Genomic DNA, 17,329 nt, shown 5'->3' with positions numbered 1-17,329 from the left:
GGCCATGGCCGCCCGTCAACGAGCCGATCCGGCAAAGACCCGCCAGGCGGTGCTCGCCGTTCTGGACTGGCTGCGCGACGACGCTCGCCCGGTGCCCGATCGGGACGCCCTGGCCACCGCGGTCCGGCTCACGGCACGCACGCTGGCCGCGGTCGCGCCCGGCGCCAGCGTCGAGGTTCGGATCCCGCCTTTCGCCGCCGTGCAGTGCATCGCCGGACCCCGCCACACCCGCGGCACACCGCCCAACGTCGTGGAGGCCGACCCGCGCACCTGGCTGCTGCTGGCCACCGGCCTGGTGCGGCTCGAGGAGGCCACCGGTACCGGGGCGGCGACGTTGTCGGGCTCCCGGGCGGGTGAGATCGGCCACTGGCTGCCGTTGTTCGACGTGGGCGAAACATAAGTCTGAACTGCCGGTTTAGGGTTGCGGAAGCGGATTTCGGCGCCCAACACGCCGATCGGATTCGGCGCCACGGCCGTCCAGCCCGTAGACTCCGGTACGTCACCAATCGTTCGCCAGGGAGCCGCCGAACCGTGACCGTCCAGGAGTCCGAGCAGGACCTGAACTCCCCACGTGAAGAGTGTGGCGTATTCGGGGTATGGGCCCCGGGCGAGGAAGTCGCCAAACTCACCTACTACGGCCTCTACGCGCTGCAGCATCGTGGGCAGGAAGCGGCGGGGATCGCCGTCGCCGACGGATCCCAGGTGTTGGTCTTCAAAGACCTCGGCCTGGTCAGCCAGGTGTTCGACGAGCAAACGCTGGCCGCGATGCAGGGCCACGTCGCGATCGGGCACTGCCGCTACTCCACCACGGGCGACACGACATGGGAAAACGCCCAGCCGGTGTTCCGCAACACCGCCGCCGGCACCGGGGTTGCGTTGGGGCACAACGGGAATCTGGTCAATACCGCCGAACTCGCCACACGCGCCCGCGACGCGGGCTTGATCGGCACCCGATGCCCGGCCCCGGCGACGACCGACTCCGACATCCTGGGCGCGCTGCTGGCCCACGGCGCGGCCGATTCCACCCTGGAACAGGCGGCGCTGGAGCTGCTGCCGACCGTGCGCGGTGCCTTCTGCCTGACGTTCATGGACGAGAACACGCTGTATGCGTGCCGCGATCCGTTTGGGGTGCGGCCGCTTTGCCTCGGACGGCTGGACCGCGGCTGGGTGGTGGCGTCCGAAACCGCCGCGCTCGACATCGTCGGCGCCTCTTTCGTGCGCGACATCGAACCGGGTGAGCTGCTGGCCATCGACGCCGACGGCGTGCGCTCGACGCGGTTCGCCAACCCCGAGCCCAAGGGCTGCGTCTTCGAATACGTCTACCTGGCACGACCGGACAGCACGATCGCGGGCCGGTCGGTGCACGCCACCCGGGTCGAGATCGGTCGCCGGCTGGCGCGCGAAAGCCCCGTCGAAGCCGACCTGGTGATCGGCGTGCCGGAGTCGGGAACCCCGGCCGCCGTCGGATACGCCCAGGAATCCGGCATCCCGTACGGCCAGGGCCTGATGAAGAACGCCTACGTCGGCCGCACCTTCATCCAGCCGTCGCAGACCATCCGCCAGCTCGGCATCCGGCTCAAGCTCAACCCGCTCAAAGAGGTGATCCGAGGCAAGCGGCTGATCGTCGTCGACGATTCGATCGTGCGGGGGAACACCCAGCGGGCCCTGTTGCGCATGCTGCGCGAGGCCGGCGCCCTCGAAGTGCACGTGCGCATCGCCTCACCGCCGGTGAAGTGGCCGTGCTTCTACGGCATCGACTTCCCGTCGCCGGCCGAGTTGATCGCCAACGCCGTGCAAGACCAAGACGAGTCGCTCGAGGCGGTCCGCCACGCCATCGGGGCCGACACGCTGGGCCACATTTCGCTGCGGGGTCTGGTCGCGGCCTCCGAGCAGCCCGCGTCGCGGCTGTGCACCGCCTGCTTCGACGGCAAGTACCCGATCGAACTGCCCGGGGAAACCGCGCTGGGCAAGAACGTCATCGAGCACATGCTCACCAACGCCGCGCGCGGCGCCGCGTTCGATGACCTGACGCCCGATGAAGTTCCCGTCGTGCGCTGACCCTATGGGTTCTCGTTGCTTCACAGACGCGTGATACCGGCGCCGAGCGCAGCCCGGTAGCCTTTATCGCGATGACGGATCCCGGAAAAAGCCCCGGACAAAACCCGGGCAGCCAGGGCATCACCTACGCGTCGGCCGGGGTGGACATTGAAGCCGGTGACCGCGCCGTGGCTTTGTTCAAACCGCTTGCCACGAAGGCGACCAGACCCGAGGTGCGCGGGGGGCTGGGCGGGTTCGCGGGGTTGTTCGCTTTGCGTGGCGACTACCGCGAGCCGGTGCTGGCGGCCTCGACGGATGGGGTCGGTACGAAGCTGGCGGTCGCCCAGGCGATGGACAAGCACGACACGGTCGGCCTCGACCTGGTCGCGATGGTGGTCGACGATCTCGTCGTGTGCGGCGCCGAACCGCTGTTCCTGCAGGACTACATCGCGGTCGGACGCACGGTGCCGGAACGGCTGAGCGCGATCGTCGGCGGCATCGCCGAGGGCTGCGTGCGCGCCGGCTGCGCGCTGCTGGGCGGCGAAACCGCCGAGCACCCCGGTCTGATGGAGCCGGACCACTACGACATCTCGGCGACCGGAGTCGGCGTCGTGGAGGCCGACGACGTGCTGGGCCCCGACAGGGTCAAGCCCGGCGACGTCATCATCGCGATGGGCTCGTCCGGCCTGCATTCCAACGGGTATTCGCTGGCCCGCACGGTCCTGCTCGAGATCGACCGGATGAACCTGGCCGGTTACGTCGAGGAGTTCGGCCGCACGCTGGGCGAGGAACTGCTGGAACCCACCCGTATCTACGCCAAAGACTGCCTGGCGCTCGCCGCCGAGACCCATGTCCGCACGTTCTGCCACGTCACCGGCGGTGGGCTGGCCGGCAACCTGCAGCGCGTCATCCCGCCCGGGCTGGTCGCCGAGGTCGACCGCGGCACCTGGACGCCGGCGCCGGTGTTCGCGATGATCGCCCAGCGCGGCCGGGTGACGCGGCCGGAGATGGAGAAGACGTTCAACATGGGCGTCGGCATGATCGCCGTCGTCGCGCCGGAAGACACCGACCGCGCCCTTGCCATCCTGACCGCGCGGCATCTGGATAGCTGGGTGTTGGGCACCGTCGGCAAAGGCGGTAAAGACGGCCCGCGGGCCACGCTGGTCGGGCAACACCCGAGGTTCTGACCGCCGAAGCCGCCCTGGACTGAGCCGGAACGAGCACTGTGCCGATGCTCAGCGCATCGGCACAGTGGTTTCGGGTTCTAGCGGCGCCACTCGTCGTGGTCGTCCCAAGAATTGCCCGGGGGTAGTCCGTCCGAGTCGTCCAGTTCGTTGGATTCGTCGGCGTCCGTTCCCGACAGCTCGCGCTGAAGCCGCTGGAAGTCGGTTTGCGGGGAACTGTATTTGAGTTCTCGAGCAACCTTGGTCTGCTTTGCCTTCGCCCGGCCGCGGCCCATGGGGGAACCCCCTCGCGCAATAACGGAGCGGCCTAACGAGTAGGCGGCTCCGATCTCTTGGTGTCGTTATTGTCCTGCCGACAGTTTACCGTGCCTTACGGCCGGGTGTCGGCGACCCCTGCCCGCCGTGGCGGACCTCATCGAGCATTATCTCGCACCGCCCCGCAACCGTTCAACGGCTCGCCGGCCCGCGCCGACGTGTTCCGCGGCGGGCAGCGAATCGGCATCGATGACCGCGGCGACCGCGGCCTCGGGACCGGTCGTCAAGGCGGTGTCGGCCGGCACCCCCCGCTTGAGCAACGCCAGCGCCACCGGCCCGAGGTCCACATGATCGACGACGGTCCCGAGCCGCCCGACGGCACGACCGCCGGCCAGCACCGCATCACCCGTCGAGGGCCGCTCGACCGAGCCGTCGAGGTGCAACAACACCAGCATCCGCGGCGGCTTGCCCAGGTTGTGCACCCGCGCGACGGTCTCCTGCCCGCGATAGCAACCCTTGTCCAGATGCACCGCCCCCGCACCCGGACCACCGATCCAACCCACCTCGTGGGGGATCGTGCGCTCGTCGGTGTCGACGCCGAGGCGCGGGCGCAGCGCCGCCACCCGGTGGGCTTCGTAGGCCCACACGCCGGCAGGCCGCAAACCGGCCTGGGCCAGGCGGTTCAGCCAGCCGGCCGCCTCGCCGCGCGGCGCCACCAGGTCCAGCTCGATCGGGCCCACGGGCACGGCGGGCATCCGCCGCGCAAAGCCGCCCCCGGGGACCGAAACCGCGGTCAGCCCGGCGGGCAGGGCGTCGAGCCCGAGCGCGTCGAGCACCGCGCGGTCGGCCAACCGCGGACCCAGCAGCGACAGCACCGCCATGTCCGCGGCAGCGGGGGTGACCTCGGACCAGAAGACCATCTTGCGCAGGTAATCCAGCAGCGGCTCACCCCGCCAGGGCTCGGTGTCGAGGTACGTCGTGCCGCCCAGCTCGGTCTGGATCCAGTGGTCCTCGACGCGGCCCTGGCCGTCGAGGCTGAGGTTTTGCGTGGTGGCGCCCTCGGGGAGTTCGCTCACGTGTTGGGTGGAGATGCTGTGCAGCCAGGCCTGCCGGTCCTTGCCGGTCAGGGTGAGCACCGCGCGGTGTGAGCGGTCGATCACCACCGCGTCGGACTCGGCCGCGCGCTGCTCGCCCAGCGGATCGCCGTAGTGCCAGATCGCGCCGGCGTCGGGCCCGGGATCGGGTGCAGGAACTGCAGTCACACGACAACTCTACGGACCCGGCGCGCGGCTAGGCTTACCGTCTATGGCCGACCGGATGGGTGTGATCGTCACGCTGGACGGCGAGATCCATCCGCCGGGGTCGCCTCTGCTGCACGCCGACGACCTGGCCGCCGTCCGCGGCGACGGCATCTTCGAGACGCTGCTCATCCGCGATGGCAGGGCCTGCCTGGTGGAGTCGCATCTGCAGCGGCTCACCCATTCGGCGAAATTGACGGACCTGCCCGCGCCGGACCTTCCCGGTTGGCGGCACGCCATCGCGGAGGCCACGCGCCGGTGGACCGCGGGCACCGCCGGCGAAGGCGCGATGCGCTTGATTTACAGCCGCGGCCGCGAGAGCGGTTCGGCGCCGAGCGCGTACGTGATGGTCAACCCCGTCCCGGACCGGGTGACCGCAGTCCGTCGAGACGGGCTTGCGGCGATCACCCTCGACCGAGGGCTGCCGGCCAACGCCGCCGATGCCATGCCGTGGCTGCTGGCCGGCGCCAAAACGCTGTCGTATGCGGTCAACATGGCCGCCCTGCGGCACGCCGACCGCCAGGGCGCCGGCGACGTCATCTTCGTCAGCTCCGACGGCTACATCCTGGAAGGCCCGCGCTCGACGGTGGTGATCGCCACCGGCGCCGGCGCGGACGGCACGCCCTGCCTGCTGACGCCGCCGCCCTGGTACCCGATCCTGCGGGGCACCACGCAACAGGCCCTCTTCGAGGTCGCCCGGGCGAAGGGCTATGACTGCGACTACCGCGCGCTGCGGGCCGCGGATCTAGAAGCGGCCCAAGGGATCTGGTTGATATCAAGCATGACCCTGGCGGCGCGTGTGCACACGCTCGACGGTCGCCGACTGCTCCGATCCCCGATCGCCACCGAATTCGCCGAACTGGTCGACGCGGCCATCGTCAGCGATCGCTGAGCGCTGAATTCGGTTGTCGGCTCGCGCAATGGCGGGTAACTTCGGCCGTACACAAGGAAGGAGGTGGTCCGCGAAATTGATAGCTTCCCAGCGGACCACCTATTTACGCAGTTCGCAGGCGGTTTTGTAGCCTTCTCCCCGGCCTGACCCCGGCGCTGGCGCGACCTACCCTGGGCGCGACACAGTTACGCGACATGCCGGTATTGCGCGGCGGATCGGTGGCACGATTGGGCCGTGAAAATCTTCATCAGTTGGTCAGGTGACGCCGCCCACGAGATGGCACGCTTTATGGAGGTGTGGCTGGTCAAAGTCATTCAAGCTCTCATCCCGTTCGTTTCCTCCGCAATTGAGAGTGGCGCTCGTTGGGATGCGGAAATTGCGGCGAGACTTGAGGAGACCGGCGACGGCATCGTCATCATCACCAGTCGCAACCAAAACGAGCCGTGGCTGAACTTTGAAGCCGGGGCCTTGGCGAAAGCAACCGCGACGTCGAGAGTTCGCCCGCTGCTGATAGATCTGGCGCCATCCGACATCAGCGGTCCCCTCAACAGTTTCCAAGCAACGCGTGCTTCCGACAAGGAGGCCGTACTTAAGATGCTCATGGAGATCAACAACCGCTGCGAGCACAAGTTGGCGGAAGGCATTCTGAAGCAAACCTTCGAGCGGGAATGGCCAGACTTCGAGACGAAACTCGGCGAGGTCATCGCACTGGATAAGGCAGGCGGCGCTACGAAGCCGCCGAAGCGGGGTGAGTCGGAAGTCTTAGCCGAGATTTTGGACCGGGTTCGTGCGATCGAGCGCGAGGCTTTGGAGCAACGATTCCAGATCAGTGGAGTCGCATCGCGACTTGCGGGCGTGACGTTTTCGTCCCCGAGCAGCGGACCTCTTGCGGGCGTGACATTTTCGTCCCCGGATTTGGCCATTGAGAACCGATGGCTTTTTCGCGAAGATCCACAACAGGCAGCAGCCCAACGAGCTGCGGACGAGGCCGCTGCTGTCTTTGTGGGAAGTCAAGTGACTGCGAACACCTCTGAGCACGGCAAGTTTCAGGGCACAGTCCTTGCGGCCCTGACGAGAGGAACCGGTGTTTACCTTCGCATTGAGGCGGAAGATGGCACTATCCGTACCGTTCCGATGAGGGCGATTACGACAACTGATGACGACCGGCCAGAGGGGCTACCCGAATAGGGCAACAACCTTTGCCTTAGCGGGCTTCGGCCTAAAGACCGACAGCGTTAACCCCATACGCCGCCTGCGACGGGGTGAACTTTTCAGCTTCCACTAGTTGGTTGATGAGTGCGTCATGGGAGAACCCCTCCATGTCGAGGTATTGCTTTGCTTTCTTTGCCGCCTGTTGATTCCAGTCGACGTTAAGGCTGTCGACGGCGTATGTTGCGTCGTCGGTTGAGAAATGCTCGGCTTCCACTAGTTGGTTGATGAGCCCCAGACGCGAGAACCCCTCCATGTCGAGGTATTGCTGTGCCTTGCGCACGGCGCTCTGTTGACTCGCCGGGCTAAGGGGCTGTTGACTCGCCCGGCCATGGGGTGCGGGTTCAAATGGGGCTGCGTGCGCCCCGGCTGCTGCGACAACGCTGATCGCCAGGAGCACGGTGGTGGCGGGGGCAGCAAGGTGCTTCTTATTCATGGTAAGGAAATGTAGCGCCGTCCCGGTACCAGCCGGCGCGTTATTTGCAAAGTTGCTGTAGGTAACTGTGTTATGCGGCAAGTGCGGAAGTTAGCCTTGTGCAGCCCGCAGTTGCACGACATTCGTCGCCTTCGCCTTGGCGGGCTTGGGTTCGGGCAGCGCGTTCGGCACACCGCCGTCCTCGGCAGGGATCCACTCGCCGTACGTGTTCAACGTCAACGTGTAGTTGGCGTGCCCCAGCCACTTACTCACCTGCATAAAGGGGTCTGCTGCACGAGTAGGTGACACCTGAGATGGCTTGCCCCTGTGGGGTGGGCTGGAAGGATGTCATTGTGCCCAGGCCGTATCCCCGTGAGTTTCGTGACGACGTCGTTCGGGTCGCCCGCAACCGTGACGACGGCATCACCCTTGAGCAGATCGCCGCTGACTTCGGGGTGCACCCGATGACCCTGTCGAAGTGGATGCGTCAAGCCGACGTCGATGACGGTGTCAGGCCGGGCACCAGTACCAGCGAATCGGCGGAGCTGCGGGATGCCCGCCGCCGAATCAAGCTGTTGGAGCAGGAGAACGAAGTCCTGCGCCGAGCCGCGGCCTATCTGTCGCAGTCCAATCTGCCGGGAAAAGGCTTTACCCGCTCGTGAAAGAGCTCGCCGCCGACGGGATCCCTGTCGCGGTGACGTGCCGGGTCCTCAAGCTCGCCCGCCAGCCCTACTACCGATGGCTGGCCAATCCGGTCACCGACGCCGAGTACGTCGAGGCGCATCGGGCCAACGCCTTGTTCGATGCCCATCGCGACGATCCGGAGTTCGGCTACCGGTTCCTGGTGGCCGAGGCCGGCGACGCCGGCCTGCCGATGGCCGAGCGGACCGCGTGGCGGATCTGCTCGCACAACGGTTGGTGGAGTGCGTTCGGCAAACGCAAGCGCGGCAAGAACGGCAAGGTTGGCCCACCGGTCCATGACGATCTGGTGGGCCGGGATTTCACCGCTGATGCGCCGAATCGGTTGTGGTTGGCCGATATTACTGAACACCGCACCGGCGAGGGCAAGCTCTACGTCTGTGCGATCAAAGACGTGTTCTCCAACCGCATCGTCGGCTACTCCATCGACTCGCGGATGAAGTCCCGACTAGCCACCCAGGCCCTCAGTAGTGCGGTGGCGCGCCGCGGTGATGTCGCCGGCTGTGTGGTTCACAGCGACCGCGGCAGTCAATTTCGACGCCGGAAATTCGTTCACGCCCTGGGCCGCCATGACATGGTCGGCTCCATGGGCCGCGTCGGGGCTGCCGGCGACAACGCGGCCATGGAGTCGTTCTTTAGCCTGCTGCAGAAGAATGTCTTGGACCGCCGCCGCTGGGACACCCGCGAGCAGCTGCGCATCGCGATTGTCACCTGGATCGAACGCACCTACCACCGCCGACGCCGGCAAGTGAGTCTTGGCCGGTTGACGCCCATCGAATTCGAAGCAATCATGGCCACACCGGCCCATCAGGCCGCGTAACCGAAACTGTCACCTATCCGTGCAGCAGACCCCTTCGACCCCACGCAGCGGACTAACGACTGGGGCGCAACGTGCTACGGCTTGTGGTCGGGCGATGGCATGGTCCCACCGCCGTACCTCGGCAAGACGTTCGACGGTGATCACACGCACTACCTCGTCACCAACAGCACGGTTCTTCAGCCGACTCATGTTGAGGCGCTCATCAACCACGTCAAGGAACACGGCTACGGCGTGCATCCTCAGACCACGATGATCCTCCTGTTGCACCCGGACGACTTTGATCTGTCGGGCATCTCGGCCTGGCGAGCCAACGTCGAGGTCGCGACCAACGAAGCGCCCAAGTGGGACTTCATCCCGAGTGCCCTTATGCCCGCCTGGATTTCCAATGAGACGGTGCACGGCAACATCCCCGACGCTGATTACAACGGTCTGCAGGTCTGGGGTTCATATGGCGGCGCGCTGGTGATCAAGTCGTATTACGTGCCTCTGGGGTACGCGGCCGTCATTGCGACGGGCGGGCAGAACGACAGCGTCAACCCGGTTGGTTTCCGCGAGCACGTTCTACCGCAATACCGTGGCCTGCGGCATATTCCGGGCACCGGCCCGTACCCCATCGTGGAATCGTTCTTCGTACGTGGCTTCGGCGTCGGCGTCCGGCACCGGGGCGCGGTGGCGATCTGCCAAGTCAAGTCGTCCGGCTCCTACACCGCGCCGACCACGATCCCTACGTAAAGGGCGGTGATCTCGTGCCTGTCCACTTACCAGAGCCGTACAAAGAGCGACTGCCAGCGCGGCTTCGTCGAGGCTGCCCAGAAGATCCGCACCTGCTCTGTCGGCGGCAACTGAATACTGACCAGAGCGCGGCAACTGAATTTTGACCAGCTTCCTGGAGATCCTTGGCTCGGGCGAGCCAGGGAGGAAGCGAGTGTTGAGCGTGGAGGATTGGGCAGAGATCCGGCGGTTGCGGCGGTCGGAGCAGTTGTCGATTTCTGAGGTTGCGCGGGTGATGGGCGTAGCGCGTAACACGGTGAAGGCGGCGTTGGCCAGTGATCGGCCGCCGAAGTATCAGCGGGTGTCGGCTGGGTCGGTCGTTGACGAGGTTGAGCCGCGGATCCGGGAATTGCTCGCGGCATATCCGAGGATGCCGGCGACGGTGATCGCCGAGCGGATCGGTTGGCAGTATTCGATCCGGACGCTTAGTGAGCGGGTGCGTGAGTTACGGCCGGTGTATCTGCCGCCGGATCCGGCGTCGCGCACGACCTATCAGGCCGGCGAAATCGCGCAGTGCGACTTGTGGTTTCCCGACGTGTCGATCCCGGTCGGCTGGGGTCAGGTGCGTACGGCCACTGCGCTGCCGGTGATGACGATGGTGTGTGGGTATTCGCGATGGGCCTCGGCGTTGCTGATTCCCAGTCGCAGCGCTGAGGATCTGTATGCCGCTTGGTGGCAGCATCTTTCGGTGCTGGGCGCGGTGCCCAGGGTGTTCGTCTGGGACGGCGAGGGCGCGGTCGGGCGGTGGCGGGCCCGGGTACCCGAGTTGACTGCGGTCTGTCAGGCGTTCCGTGGAACGGTGGCCGCCAAGGTGGTGATCTGCAAGCCCGGTGACCCCGAGGCCAAGGGGCTCGTCGAGCGCTTCCACGACTATCTGGAACGGGCGTTTTTGCCAGGGCGGGTTTTCACCTCACCGACAGACTTCAACACCCAACTTGGTGAGTGGTTGGTGGGCGCCAACCATCGCCTGCATCGCGTGCTGGAGTGCCGTCCGACAGATCGGGTCGAGGCCGACAAGGCTGCGATGCTGGCATTGCCGCCGGTGGCACCGGTCACCGGATGGAGAACTCATGTCCGGCTGCCCCGCGATCACTACGTGCGCCTGGACGCCAACGACTACTCGGTGCACCCCTCGGCGGTCGGACGGCGCATCGAAGTCCTGGCCGACTTGGCCCAGGTTCGGGTGTGGTGCGCCGGGCGGCTGGTCGCCGAGCACGACCGGATCTGGGCCAAGCACCAGACGATCAGCGATCCCGAGCACCTCGCGGCGGCCAAGGCGATGCGCCGGCACAGGTTCGACGTCGTGGCGGCCCCAGCCCAGGTCGAGGTTGAGCAGCGCTGTTTGACCGACTACGACGTCCTGGTCGACATCGACGGGCCGGTGGCGTGATGGCCGCCAAGACCACGACCGTCAGCCGCGACATGACCGCCGAGCTGGCCTATCTCACCCGAGCGCTCAAGGCCCCCACCTTGCGTGAAGCCGTCGAGAGGCTTGCCGAGCGGGCACGGGCCGAGGCCTGGAGCTATGAGGAGTTCCTGGCCGCGTGTCTGCAGCGCGAGGTCTCCGCCCGGGAGTCCCACGGCGGTGAAGGAAGGATTCGGGCGGCCCGGTTCCCCTCGCGGAAGTCGTTGGAGGAGTTTGACTTCGACCACGCACGGGGCCTCAAACGCGACGCCATCGCCCATCTAGGCACCTTGGACTTCGTCACCGCAAAAGACAACGTCGTCTTCCTCGGCCCGGCCGAGGCTGGTTAACACTGCGCTCTCCTTCTATCAGGGTGTGTCGAATAGTCCATGCTGGTCGGGTTTGACCTGGATACGGAGCCCTTTGCGGCGTCCGCGGTTGACGTGGACGGCTTGCAGTTCGCCGCGTTGGACCTTGTGCAACACGGTTTGTCGGGCAACGCCAAGTACTTTGGCGGCCTCGTTGAGGCCGAGCCAGCCGTCGGGAACCTCGGGTCGAATCCGATCGCGCAGTGCCTGGTCGATACGGATGCGCCAGGGTGCGCCAGGGGTGATTTGTTCGGCGGTGATGAATCCGTCGCGGATCCAACGGTAGAGCGTGGCCCTGGCGACGCCGAGGATTTGTTCGGCGGCGGTGATGGTGACCACGGCGACATCGTCGCACTCGGGTCCGACATCGGGTATCGGTGGCTGGTAGACGGCGATGTCGTGCCCGGCGCGCAGGATGGCCACCCGCGCTCGGGTGAAGGGCAGGCCGGTGGCGGTGCGGCGCTTCTGCTTGGCCAGGATCGCCGCGATAGTGCGGTCGTCGTAGTGCTTGGCCAGGCGGCGCACCAAGGCCACGGTGGCTTCGTCAGTGACGCGCAGATGCTGGCCGGGTTTGGTCATCGGCATCGACAAGTCGGTGGTGGCGCCGCCTTGCCACAGGACCCGCAGCTCGGCGATGCGTTCGTCGGCGCGCACCGTGATGGCGATCTCGTTGATCACCGCGCGGATGAGTTGTTTGCGTTCCCTCAGTGTGGTGGTGGGTGCGTTGAACACCGCACGCACGTCGGCGCCGGCGGTGGTGATCCAGGCCAGTTCCTGTTCGGTCAGCGCCACCGGGCGCCGGGCGCGTGCAGCAGCCAGGTTGTTCTCCGCGGCGCGGACAGCGGCGAGCTTGGTTTCCAACGCACTTTCCAATGTCCTTGCCACCAAGCGGTTCTCCGGTTCGACGTTGTCAAACTGACGTTGTGCGCGGTCGGCTTCGTAGCGGGCGCGTTCGGTGGCCAATTCGAACACCGCCAGGTCACGCCGGTGGTGGCTGTCGGCCTCGGCCAATGCCTGGGCGGTCGCAGTCAGCGCCGCCGGTTCCAAAACGGTGAACATCTCATCAAGGACGGTATTCTCCAACCGGACACCGCCGATGCTCTGGCACACGTGCTCACCGGCGTAGAGCTGTTTGGCGCGGGCACATACGTAACGTGGGCAGTTGCCCTTGGTACCCGAATAGCTGGTCTGCATGATCCGCCCACACCGTCCGCAGCGCAGCAGTCCCTGCAGCAGCGCCCGGCCCTCCCTCACTGCGCCGCCGGCCAGTTCCCGGGGACGGCGCCAATTGCCGCGCAGCCGCGCGGTATTGGCTTCGAAGTCCTCCCAGGTGATGAACCCCTGATGGTGGTCAGGAATTAGGACCTCCCACTGCTCGCGGGGTACCAGCCGGTCGCGGGCACAGACGACTCCGGTGGCCGGGTCGACCCGCTTCTCGGTGCGCGTCCGACCGAATACGAACGCTCCGGCATAGGCCGGATTGGTCAACAAGTCGTGCACTGCGGGGTATGTGGCCTGGGCCCAGGTGATCCGCTTGGAGCCGTTGCGCCGACGCGGGAGCAGCAGACCGTCTTCACGCAACCGGATCAACACCTGCCGCGCCGAGCCGAGTTCCTCGAACCGGCGGAACACCGTGGTGATCGCCTCACGCACCGCCTCGTCGGCGCACAGCACTACTGAGTCGTCCTCGTCATAGTCCAGCCCGACCGGAAGACCCTGGCGCAACTCACCTTTGGCTGCCTTGTGTTTGAGTCCCGCGGTCAGCCGTGAGCGGATCAGATGCAGCTCGGCCTCCGACATCGTCCCCTTCAGGCCCAGCACGAGGCGGTCGTTGAAATCGGCCGGGTGATACACGCCGTCGGCATCGGCGATCAGCGTGTCGGTGATCGCACACAGGTCCAACAGTTGATACCAGTCGGCGTTGTTTCGGGCCAGCCGCGACACCTCGATGCCCAACACGATCCCGACCTTGCCCAGGCCGACATCGGCGACCAACTCCTTAAACCCGGTACGTCCCGCGGTCTGCGCCCCAGAGCGGCCCAGATCCGCGTCTATCATCACGACCTGATGGGCAGGCCATCCCAGCATCACCGCCCGCTCACGCAATTCGTATTGGCGAGCAAGGGATTCGGTGTGATGAACCATCTGCGAGGGCGTCGATTGGCGCACATACACATACGCATCCCGCGAACGGTGTGACGCGGTGACCTTGTCGGACGACAACAGCAGCGGGGGCACCGATGCACCCGCCGCCGTCTGACTGCTCATCGCTCACCGCCCCCGAGCGCCGCGTCGTCGGCCAAGGCCCCACGGGCGATCAGCCGGGCCAACAACCCCAGCACCTGGGTTCGGGTTTCCTCGGGAAGCGCCTGCCAACGACAGGCCGGCAGGGGTAAATCGGCCAGCCCAAGGGCAAGCTGGCGTGGAACAGCTACTCTCAAAGTGCGCAAGTGGGTTCACTCTCCTGTAGTCGTGACCGCGATCAGGGACGAGGCGAACCTACTTGCGCGTCTACCCCTGACACGCCCACTTCCGCGCGCGTCGCCAGCTGCACCACCAACCCGTGCAGCGCTCGAATCCCCGCCGCATCCAGCACCGACCGCGGACCCGGCTCGATGACACCCAGCACGTCGGTGGCATCGCAGCGGATCGTTCCCGGCGAGCCGTCGGGCAAATCGATCACCAACAACAAGACACCGTTCCACCGCTTGAACGACTTCGCCGCCAGCAGCCGACCAAACAACGGATGCGTCTGGGCCACCACCCGCACCTCGCACGGCAAGACAGCACGCAACTGTTGCAGTCTGTCGCCTTCACTCCGGGAACAGGCAAAACCCATCTGGCGACCGGCATCGCGATCCGGGCCTGTCAGGCCGGGCACCGCGTCCTGTTCGCCACCGCAAGCCAATGGGTCGACCGTCTCGCGACAGCTCACCACGGCGGCACCTTGCAAGCCGAACTTATACGGCTGGCCCGCTACCCGCTTCTGGTCGTCGACGAAGTCGGTTACATCCCGTTCGAGCCCGAAGCGGCCAACTTGTTCTTCCAGTTGGTGTCTTCCCGCTACGAGCGCGCCAGCCTCATCGTCACCTCCAACAAACCTTTCGGCCGCTGGGGTGAAGTCTTCGGTGATGACGTCGTCGCCGCTGCCATGATCGACCGCCTCGTCCACCACGCCGAGGTCATCGCACTCAAAGGAGACAGCTACCGCATCAAAGACCGAGACCTCGGCCGCGTCCCCACCGTCACGGCCGACGAACAATGAACCCAGCTGGTCAAAATTCACTTGCCGACAACTGGTCAGAATTCAGTTGCCGTTGACATGCTCGACTGCCAACAGGTCAATGACCAAAGCACTGAGTTTAGTTTCGGGGCTGGCTTAGTCCCGCTGCACCTTAACGGCCGGCCACCGAGCGAGGGCGGCCAATACCTGCCTCGCGCACCGCGTGTGGACCCGCCGTGTAACGAATATGGGGTGGGTCGGCCCCGACCACACCGCCGACCACGCGACGAAGTACGCGGCTACCCCGGCGAACAGATTGGCCCGTGAAACGTATGGGCCAAAGCGCGCTAGGCCGTCACGACTCAGGAGCGAGGAATCGCTTCTCGCCGCATCGCCAACACGAACTGCTCTTAAGTTCCAGGAGATCTGACATTGCACCACAACGAACGCAGCAATACCGTGTCCGCCCTTTTGCGATCGGACGTTCAAGTTGAGCCGCGGCGAACCAAACGGGATCTCTGGGTGACGCCACGGCCGCGGCGAGGAGGCCGAGCGGACCAAATAGTATGGTCAGCCCAACAAACGGCCACCTACGGTCAGCTGGCGCGAGAGCCCAGGCGGCCCAGCACAATATGCCCCAGAACACCAGAACCGCCAGGAACATTAAGAATCCCGCGCTGAATACGAAGTCGAGGGTGGCGTCGACAGCTGATGCTTGGGTTTCCGTGTTTTGCATGCAGACGATCATTTCAGCAGAGGGCCCTGGCATAGCCGCAATCGCGCAGTCTCATTTCGGAGCGCTGGCCCTGACCGTCAGAGGTTATTGACCCAACCGATGCGATCTGTCGACAGTCGGATCGTTGGGTCGAGCAGAACCACGTATGTGCCGGGATCGACTTGATTGTCGAAGCACACGTCGCCGGTGGTGCTCCCGCCCGGCGCAACTTCGCCTGCTGAAAGTTGGTGCTCCGTTCCCAGTAAGGTGGCGTTGCGGATCGTTCCAGAGGGGTTCTGTAGCTTCCAGTCCCACACATCACTAAACCTGGCTGGCTTACTACTGTCGTTCTTGATTGTGACTTCCGAGCACAGGTAACTGGTGTTGCCGTATTGGCCCGTCGCGTGACGCAGCGCAGCCGATGTGAATGTCACGTTGTCAACGGTCACCGAGTCTCCGGCGTTAGCACCGGTGTCATTCTTCTGCTTCCCCGGAAAATCGATGCCTCGGTCGCGGCTGGGTTGGTTGGTGCTGCCGCCGGACGAGACCGTCGGTTTGGCACTGTCGAGCGACTTGCCAACTACGGCGACTAGTGCAACGCAGCCACCAAAGAACAGAATGACAACGCCGAGCACCCCGCCGAGAACCCAGGGCCATATCTTCCGCTTCTTTGGCGGCTGGTTATAGGCCGGTGGCGGGTAGTAGCCGCCGGGGTATGGCTGACCGCCATAGGGATTCGGTGGAGGGTACTGCGGTGTGTCGTCTGGCATTCAGGTCTACCCCTTCCTAAGGCGGGCCTGACACTAGCGCCTGGGACAATCCGGTGAACTGAAAACGCCTGTCTCCGTAGCGGCGGGCAAAGAGCAGCGCCGCGCCGAAGCGAGAGCGCGGCAAGTAGCAGGAAGAGGCACGGAGCGCGGGTGTGCAGCTACGACGTGCCTCTTCCTCAAGCCGATAGCCGGACTCGAACCGGCAGCCTCCCCTTTCCGAAAAGGGCGCTCTGTCCTTTGAGCTATATCGGAACTTCTCACACTACAACCGGGCACCGACAAGCACCGCGAATACACGCGGGCAACCAGCTGTGATTTCGAACACATGTGCGACTCAACAATCGTCGTCACCGCCAAGTGCCACAATCGAGCACGTGGCAGGCATTCACAAAGACCTTTACCTCGTCGGCGGCTACGCGCAGTTCGATGTGAACGACGACAGCACATCCGTGCGGAAGCCATGCGCGTTCTGCGGCGGCGACCAAATGATCGTCGTCGGCAGGACTCAACCGACCGCGGGTGTCAATCAGCGCCCGCCGACTCGTTGGCTGCGATGCGTCAGTTGCTACCGGGGCCACGTGGATAACGACGGCACCACCAGCCCAGGTGTGCGCCCGTTTGATATACCCGATGTCCTGACGGGCGACGACCTTGCCGCGTGGACCGAAGCCCTCGGGTGCCTTTCGGTCGGGGCAAATACAGCCGCAGTCATGATGTGCCGCAAGCTCCTGTTCCATATCGCGGTGGCCCACAAACTCCCGCCCAAAGACGGCTCCGGTCACGCTCCGACTTTTGCAAAAGCGCTCAAACACTTAGAGGACGAGGGCGTGATCACCAAGCTCATGCGCCCGTGGGTCGACAAGATCAAGGATGTCGGCAATGAGGCCAACCATGAAATTCCGTCAACGACTTCGGAACAGGCGATGGATGTCGCAGAGTTCACGCGACAGCTGATCCGGTTGGCTTACGAGTTGCCGGCGATGGTTGCCGAACACGCCCCGGCAGAGGCTGACTCAACCGAGACGAGTTAGGCCGCTCCACCCCGGCGTCACCCCGGCGACCGGGGGCGATTTGGGCCCCTACCCGGCTCGTACCGCGCCCGTACCGTAACCGGTCGGAAAACGGGGTCTGACGTGCAGCGATCGTCCCAAATGCTATGGTCTAGGCACACAGGAAAGGAGGTGGTCCGCGAAATTGATAGCTTCATGGACATGTGAGGTGGCTACGCGCTAGCTGCAATGGCTCGGAAGAGTCGGCGTTCAACGCGC

16 protein-coding genes, 1 tRNA gene and 2 pseudogenes are annotated in these 17,329 nt (G+C 65.3%); 11 read left to right on the top strand and 8 right to left on the bottom strand.

Annotation, left to right across the window (positions count from 1 at the left end; genetic code table 11):
- Positions 1–4 precede the first annotated feature (4 nt).
- From BN4348_RS51360 to purM, 3 genes are all read left to right on the top strand, one after another.
- The gene (locus BN4348_RS51360) at positions 5–400 is read left to right on the top strand and encodes a sterol carrier family protein (RefSeq protein WP_066915989.1); all 396 of its coding nucleotides are present in this window, start codon (positions 5–7) and stop codon (positions 398–400) included.
- Between the two features lie 131 nt (positions 401–531).
- Positions 532–2,058, top strand: coding sequence for an amidophosphoribosyltransferase (purF, locus tag BN4348_RS51355; protein WP_066915987.1), 1,527 nt, complete (start codon positions 532–534; stop codon positions 2,056–2,058).
- A 71-nt stretch (positions 2,059–2,129) separates the two neighbouring features.
- On the top strand, positions 2,130–3,224 hold the full coding sequence (purM, locus tag BN4348_RS51350) for a phosphoribosylformylglycinamidine cyclo-ligase (protein ID WP_066915985.1): 1,095 nt from the start codon (positions 2,130–2,132) through the stop codon (positions 3,222–3,224).
- 77 nt (positions 3,225–3,301) lie between these two features.
- On the opposite strand, the gene BN4348_RS51345 is transcribed toward purM, so the two are convergent.
- Complete coding sequence (locus BN4348_RS51345) at positions 3,302–3,496, bottom strand: DUF3073 domain-containing protein (RefSeq protein WP_066915983.1); 195 nt, start codon at positions 3,494–3,496, stop codon at positions 3,302–3,304.
- 147 nt (positions 3,497–3,643) lie between these two features.
- Positions 3,644–4,738, bottom strand: a complete 1,095-nt coding sequence (gene ygfZ / locus BN4348_RS51340; protein ID WP_066915981.1) for a CAF17-like 4Fe-4S cluster assembly/insertion protein YgfZ — start codon at positions 4,736–4,738, stop codon at positions 3,644–3,646.
- 61 nt (positions 4,739–4,799) lie between these two features.
- Here ygfZ and BN4348_RS51335 point away from each other — a divergent pair, with 61 nt between their 5' ends.
- Together BN4348_RS51335 and BN4348_RS51330 are read left to right on the top strand one after the other, a co-directional pair.
- Entirely contained in the window at positions 4,800–5,666 is an 867-nt protein-coding gene (locus BN4348_RS51335) for an aminodeoxychorismate lyase (RefSeq protein WP_096866313.1), read from the top strand.
- 234 nt (positions 5,667–5,900) lie between these two features.
- The gene (locus BN4348_RS51330; RefSeq protein WP_066915977.1) at positions 5,901–6,854 is read left to right on the top strand and encodes a TIR domain-containing protein; all 954 of its coding nucleotides are present in this window, start codon (positions 5,901–5,903) and stop codon (positions 6,852–6,854) included.
- A 31-nt stretch (positions 6,855–6,885) separates the two neighbouring features.
- Here BN4348_RS51330 and BN4348_RS51325 read toward each other — a convergent pair whose 3' ends face one another.
- Both BN4348_RS51325 and BN4348_RS60530 read right to left on the bottom strand, forming a co-directional pair.
- Entirely contained in the window at positions 6,886–7,311 is a 426-nt protein-coding gene (locus tag BN4348_RS51325; RefSeq protein ID WP_084454452.1) for an Ltp family lipoprotein, read from the bottom strand.
- A 90-nt stretch (positions 7,312–7,401) separates the two neighbouring features.
- On the bottom strand, positions 7,402–7,563 hold the full coding sequence (locus BN4348_RS60530; protein WP_167670453.1) for a hypothetical protein: 162 nt from the start codon (positions 7,561–7,563) through the stop codon (positions 7,402–7,404).
- Positions 7,564–7,643: 80 nt separating this feature from the next.
- Between BN4348_RS60530 and BN4348_RS51320 the strand changes: the two genes are divergently transcribed.
- The 4 genes and pseudogenes from BN4348_RS51320 to BN4348_RS51305 all read left to right on the top strand — a co-directional run.
- Positions 7,644–8,809 (top strand): IS3 family transposase gene (locus tag BN4348_RS51320; RefSeq protein ID WP_096866312.1). Its coding sequence is split into 2 segments (ribosomal slippage): positions 7,644–7,928 and positions 7,931–8,809, totalling 1,164 coding nucleotides; the frame shifts between segments, so codons are not numbered across the junction.
- Positions 8,810–8,890: 81 nt separating this feature from the next.
- Positions 8,891–9,541 (top strand): hypothetical protein, encoded by a 651-nt coding sequence (locus BN4348_RS51315; protein ID WP_066915971.1) that lies wholly within the window; start codon positions 8,891–8,893, stop codon positions 9,539–9,541.
- A gap of 193 nt (positions 9,542–9,734) precedes the next feature.
- A complete protein-coding gene (istA, locus tag BN4348_RS51310; protein ID WP_066915969.1) occupies positions 9,735–10,970 on the top strand; it encodes an IS21 family transposase in 1,236 nt (411 codons plus the stop codon).
- Positions 10,970–11,332, top strand: a pseudogene (locus BN4348_RS51305) (ATP-binding protein); the annotation flags it as partial. The gene istA and the pseudogene BN4348_RS51305, both read left to right, overlap by 1 nt.
- A gap of 21 nt (positions 11,333–11,353) precedes the next feature.
- On the opposite strand, the gene BN4348_RS51300 reads toward BN4348_RS51305, so the two are convergent.
- A complete protein-coding gene (locus BN4348_RS51300) occupies positions 11,354–13,621 on the bottom strand; it encodes a recombinase family protein (RefSeq protein ID WP_066915965.1) in 2,268 nt (755 codons plus the stop codon).
- A 214-nt stretch (positions 13,622–13,835) separates the two neighbouring features.
- The gene (locus BN4348_RS51295) at positions 13,836–14,147 is read right to left on the bottom strand and encodes a hypothetical protein (RefSeq protein WP_142308745.1); all 312 of its coding nucleotides are present in this window, start codon (positions 14,145–14,147) and stop codon (positions 13,836–13,838) included.
- An 18-nt stretch (positions 14,148–14,165) separates the two neighbouring features.
- Here BN4348_RS51295 and BN4348_RS51290 point away from each other — a divergent pair.
- Positions 14,166–14,618, top strand: a pseudogene (locus BN4348_RS51290) (ATP-binding protein); the annotation flags it as partial.
- Between the two features lie 771 nt (positions 14,619–15,389).
- On the opposite strand, the gene BN4348_RS51285 reads toward BN4348_RS51290, so the two are convergent.
- A complete protein-coding gene (locus BN4348_RS51285; protein ID WP_084454450.1) occupies positions 15,390–16,061 on the bottom strand; it encodes a DUF4352 domain-containing protein in 672 nt (223 codons plus the stop codon).
- A 179-nt stretch (positions 16,062–16,240) separates the two neighbouring features.
- Positions 16,241–16,312: transfer RNA gene (locus tag BN4348_RS51280), tRNA-Pro, on the bottom strand.
- Between the two features lie 123 nt (positions 16,313–16,435).
- Between BN4348_RS51280 and BN4348_RS51275 the strand changes: the two genes are divergently transcribed.
- The gene (locus BN4348_RS51275; RefSeq protein ID WP_066915959.1) at positions 16,436–17,092 is read left to right on the top strand and encodes a DUF4145 domain-containing protein; all 657 of its coding nucleotides are present in this window, start codon (positions 16,436–16,438) and stop codon (positions 17,090–17,092) included.
- Positions 17,093–17,329 lie beyond the last annotated feature (237 nt).

Origin of the sequence: Mycobacterium interjectum, from assembly GCF_900078675.2 — a bacterium.
Classification (GTDB): Bacteria; Actinomycetota; Actinomycetes; order Mycobacteriales; family Mycobacteriaceae; genus Mycobacterium; species Mycobacterium interjectum.
Note: the sequence above shows the minus strand (reverse complement) of the source record. Positions and strands in the feature narration are given on the sequence as shown.

Excerpts from the sequence above, each read along its gene's own strand:
- BN4348_RS51325 (WP_084454452.1), bottom strand. The coding sequence starts at position 7,311 with ATGAATAAGAAGCACCTTGCTGCCCCCGCCACCACCGTGCTCCTGGCG.
- BN4348_RS51360 (WP_066915989.1), top strand. The coding sequence starts at position 5 with ATGGCCGCCCGTCAACGAGCCGATCCGGCAAAGACCCGCCAGGCGGTG.
- BN4348_RS51285 (WP_084454450.1), bottom strand. The coding sequence starts at position 16,061 with ATGCCAGACGACACACCGCAGTACCCTCCACCGAATCCCTATGGCGGT.
- BN4348_RS51300 (WP_066915965.1), bottom strand. The coding sequence starts at position 13,621 with ATGAGCAGTCAGACGGCGGCGGGTGCATCGGTGCCCCCGCTGCTGTTG.
- BN4348_RS51345 (WP_066915983.1), bottom strand. The coding sequence starts at position 3,496 with ATGGGCCGCGGCCGGGCGAAGGCAAAGCAGACCAAGGTTGCTCGAGAA.
- purM (WP_066915985.1), top strand. The coding sequence starts at position 2,130 with ATGACGGATCCCGGAAAAAGCCCCGGACAAAACCCGGGCAGCCAGGGC.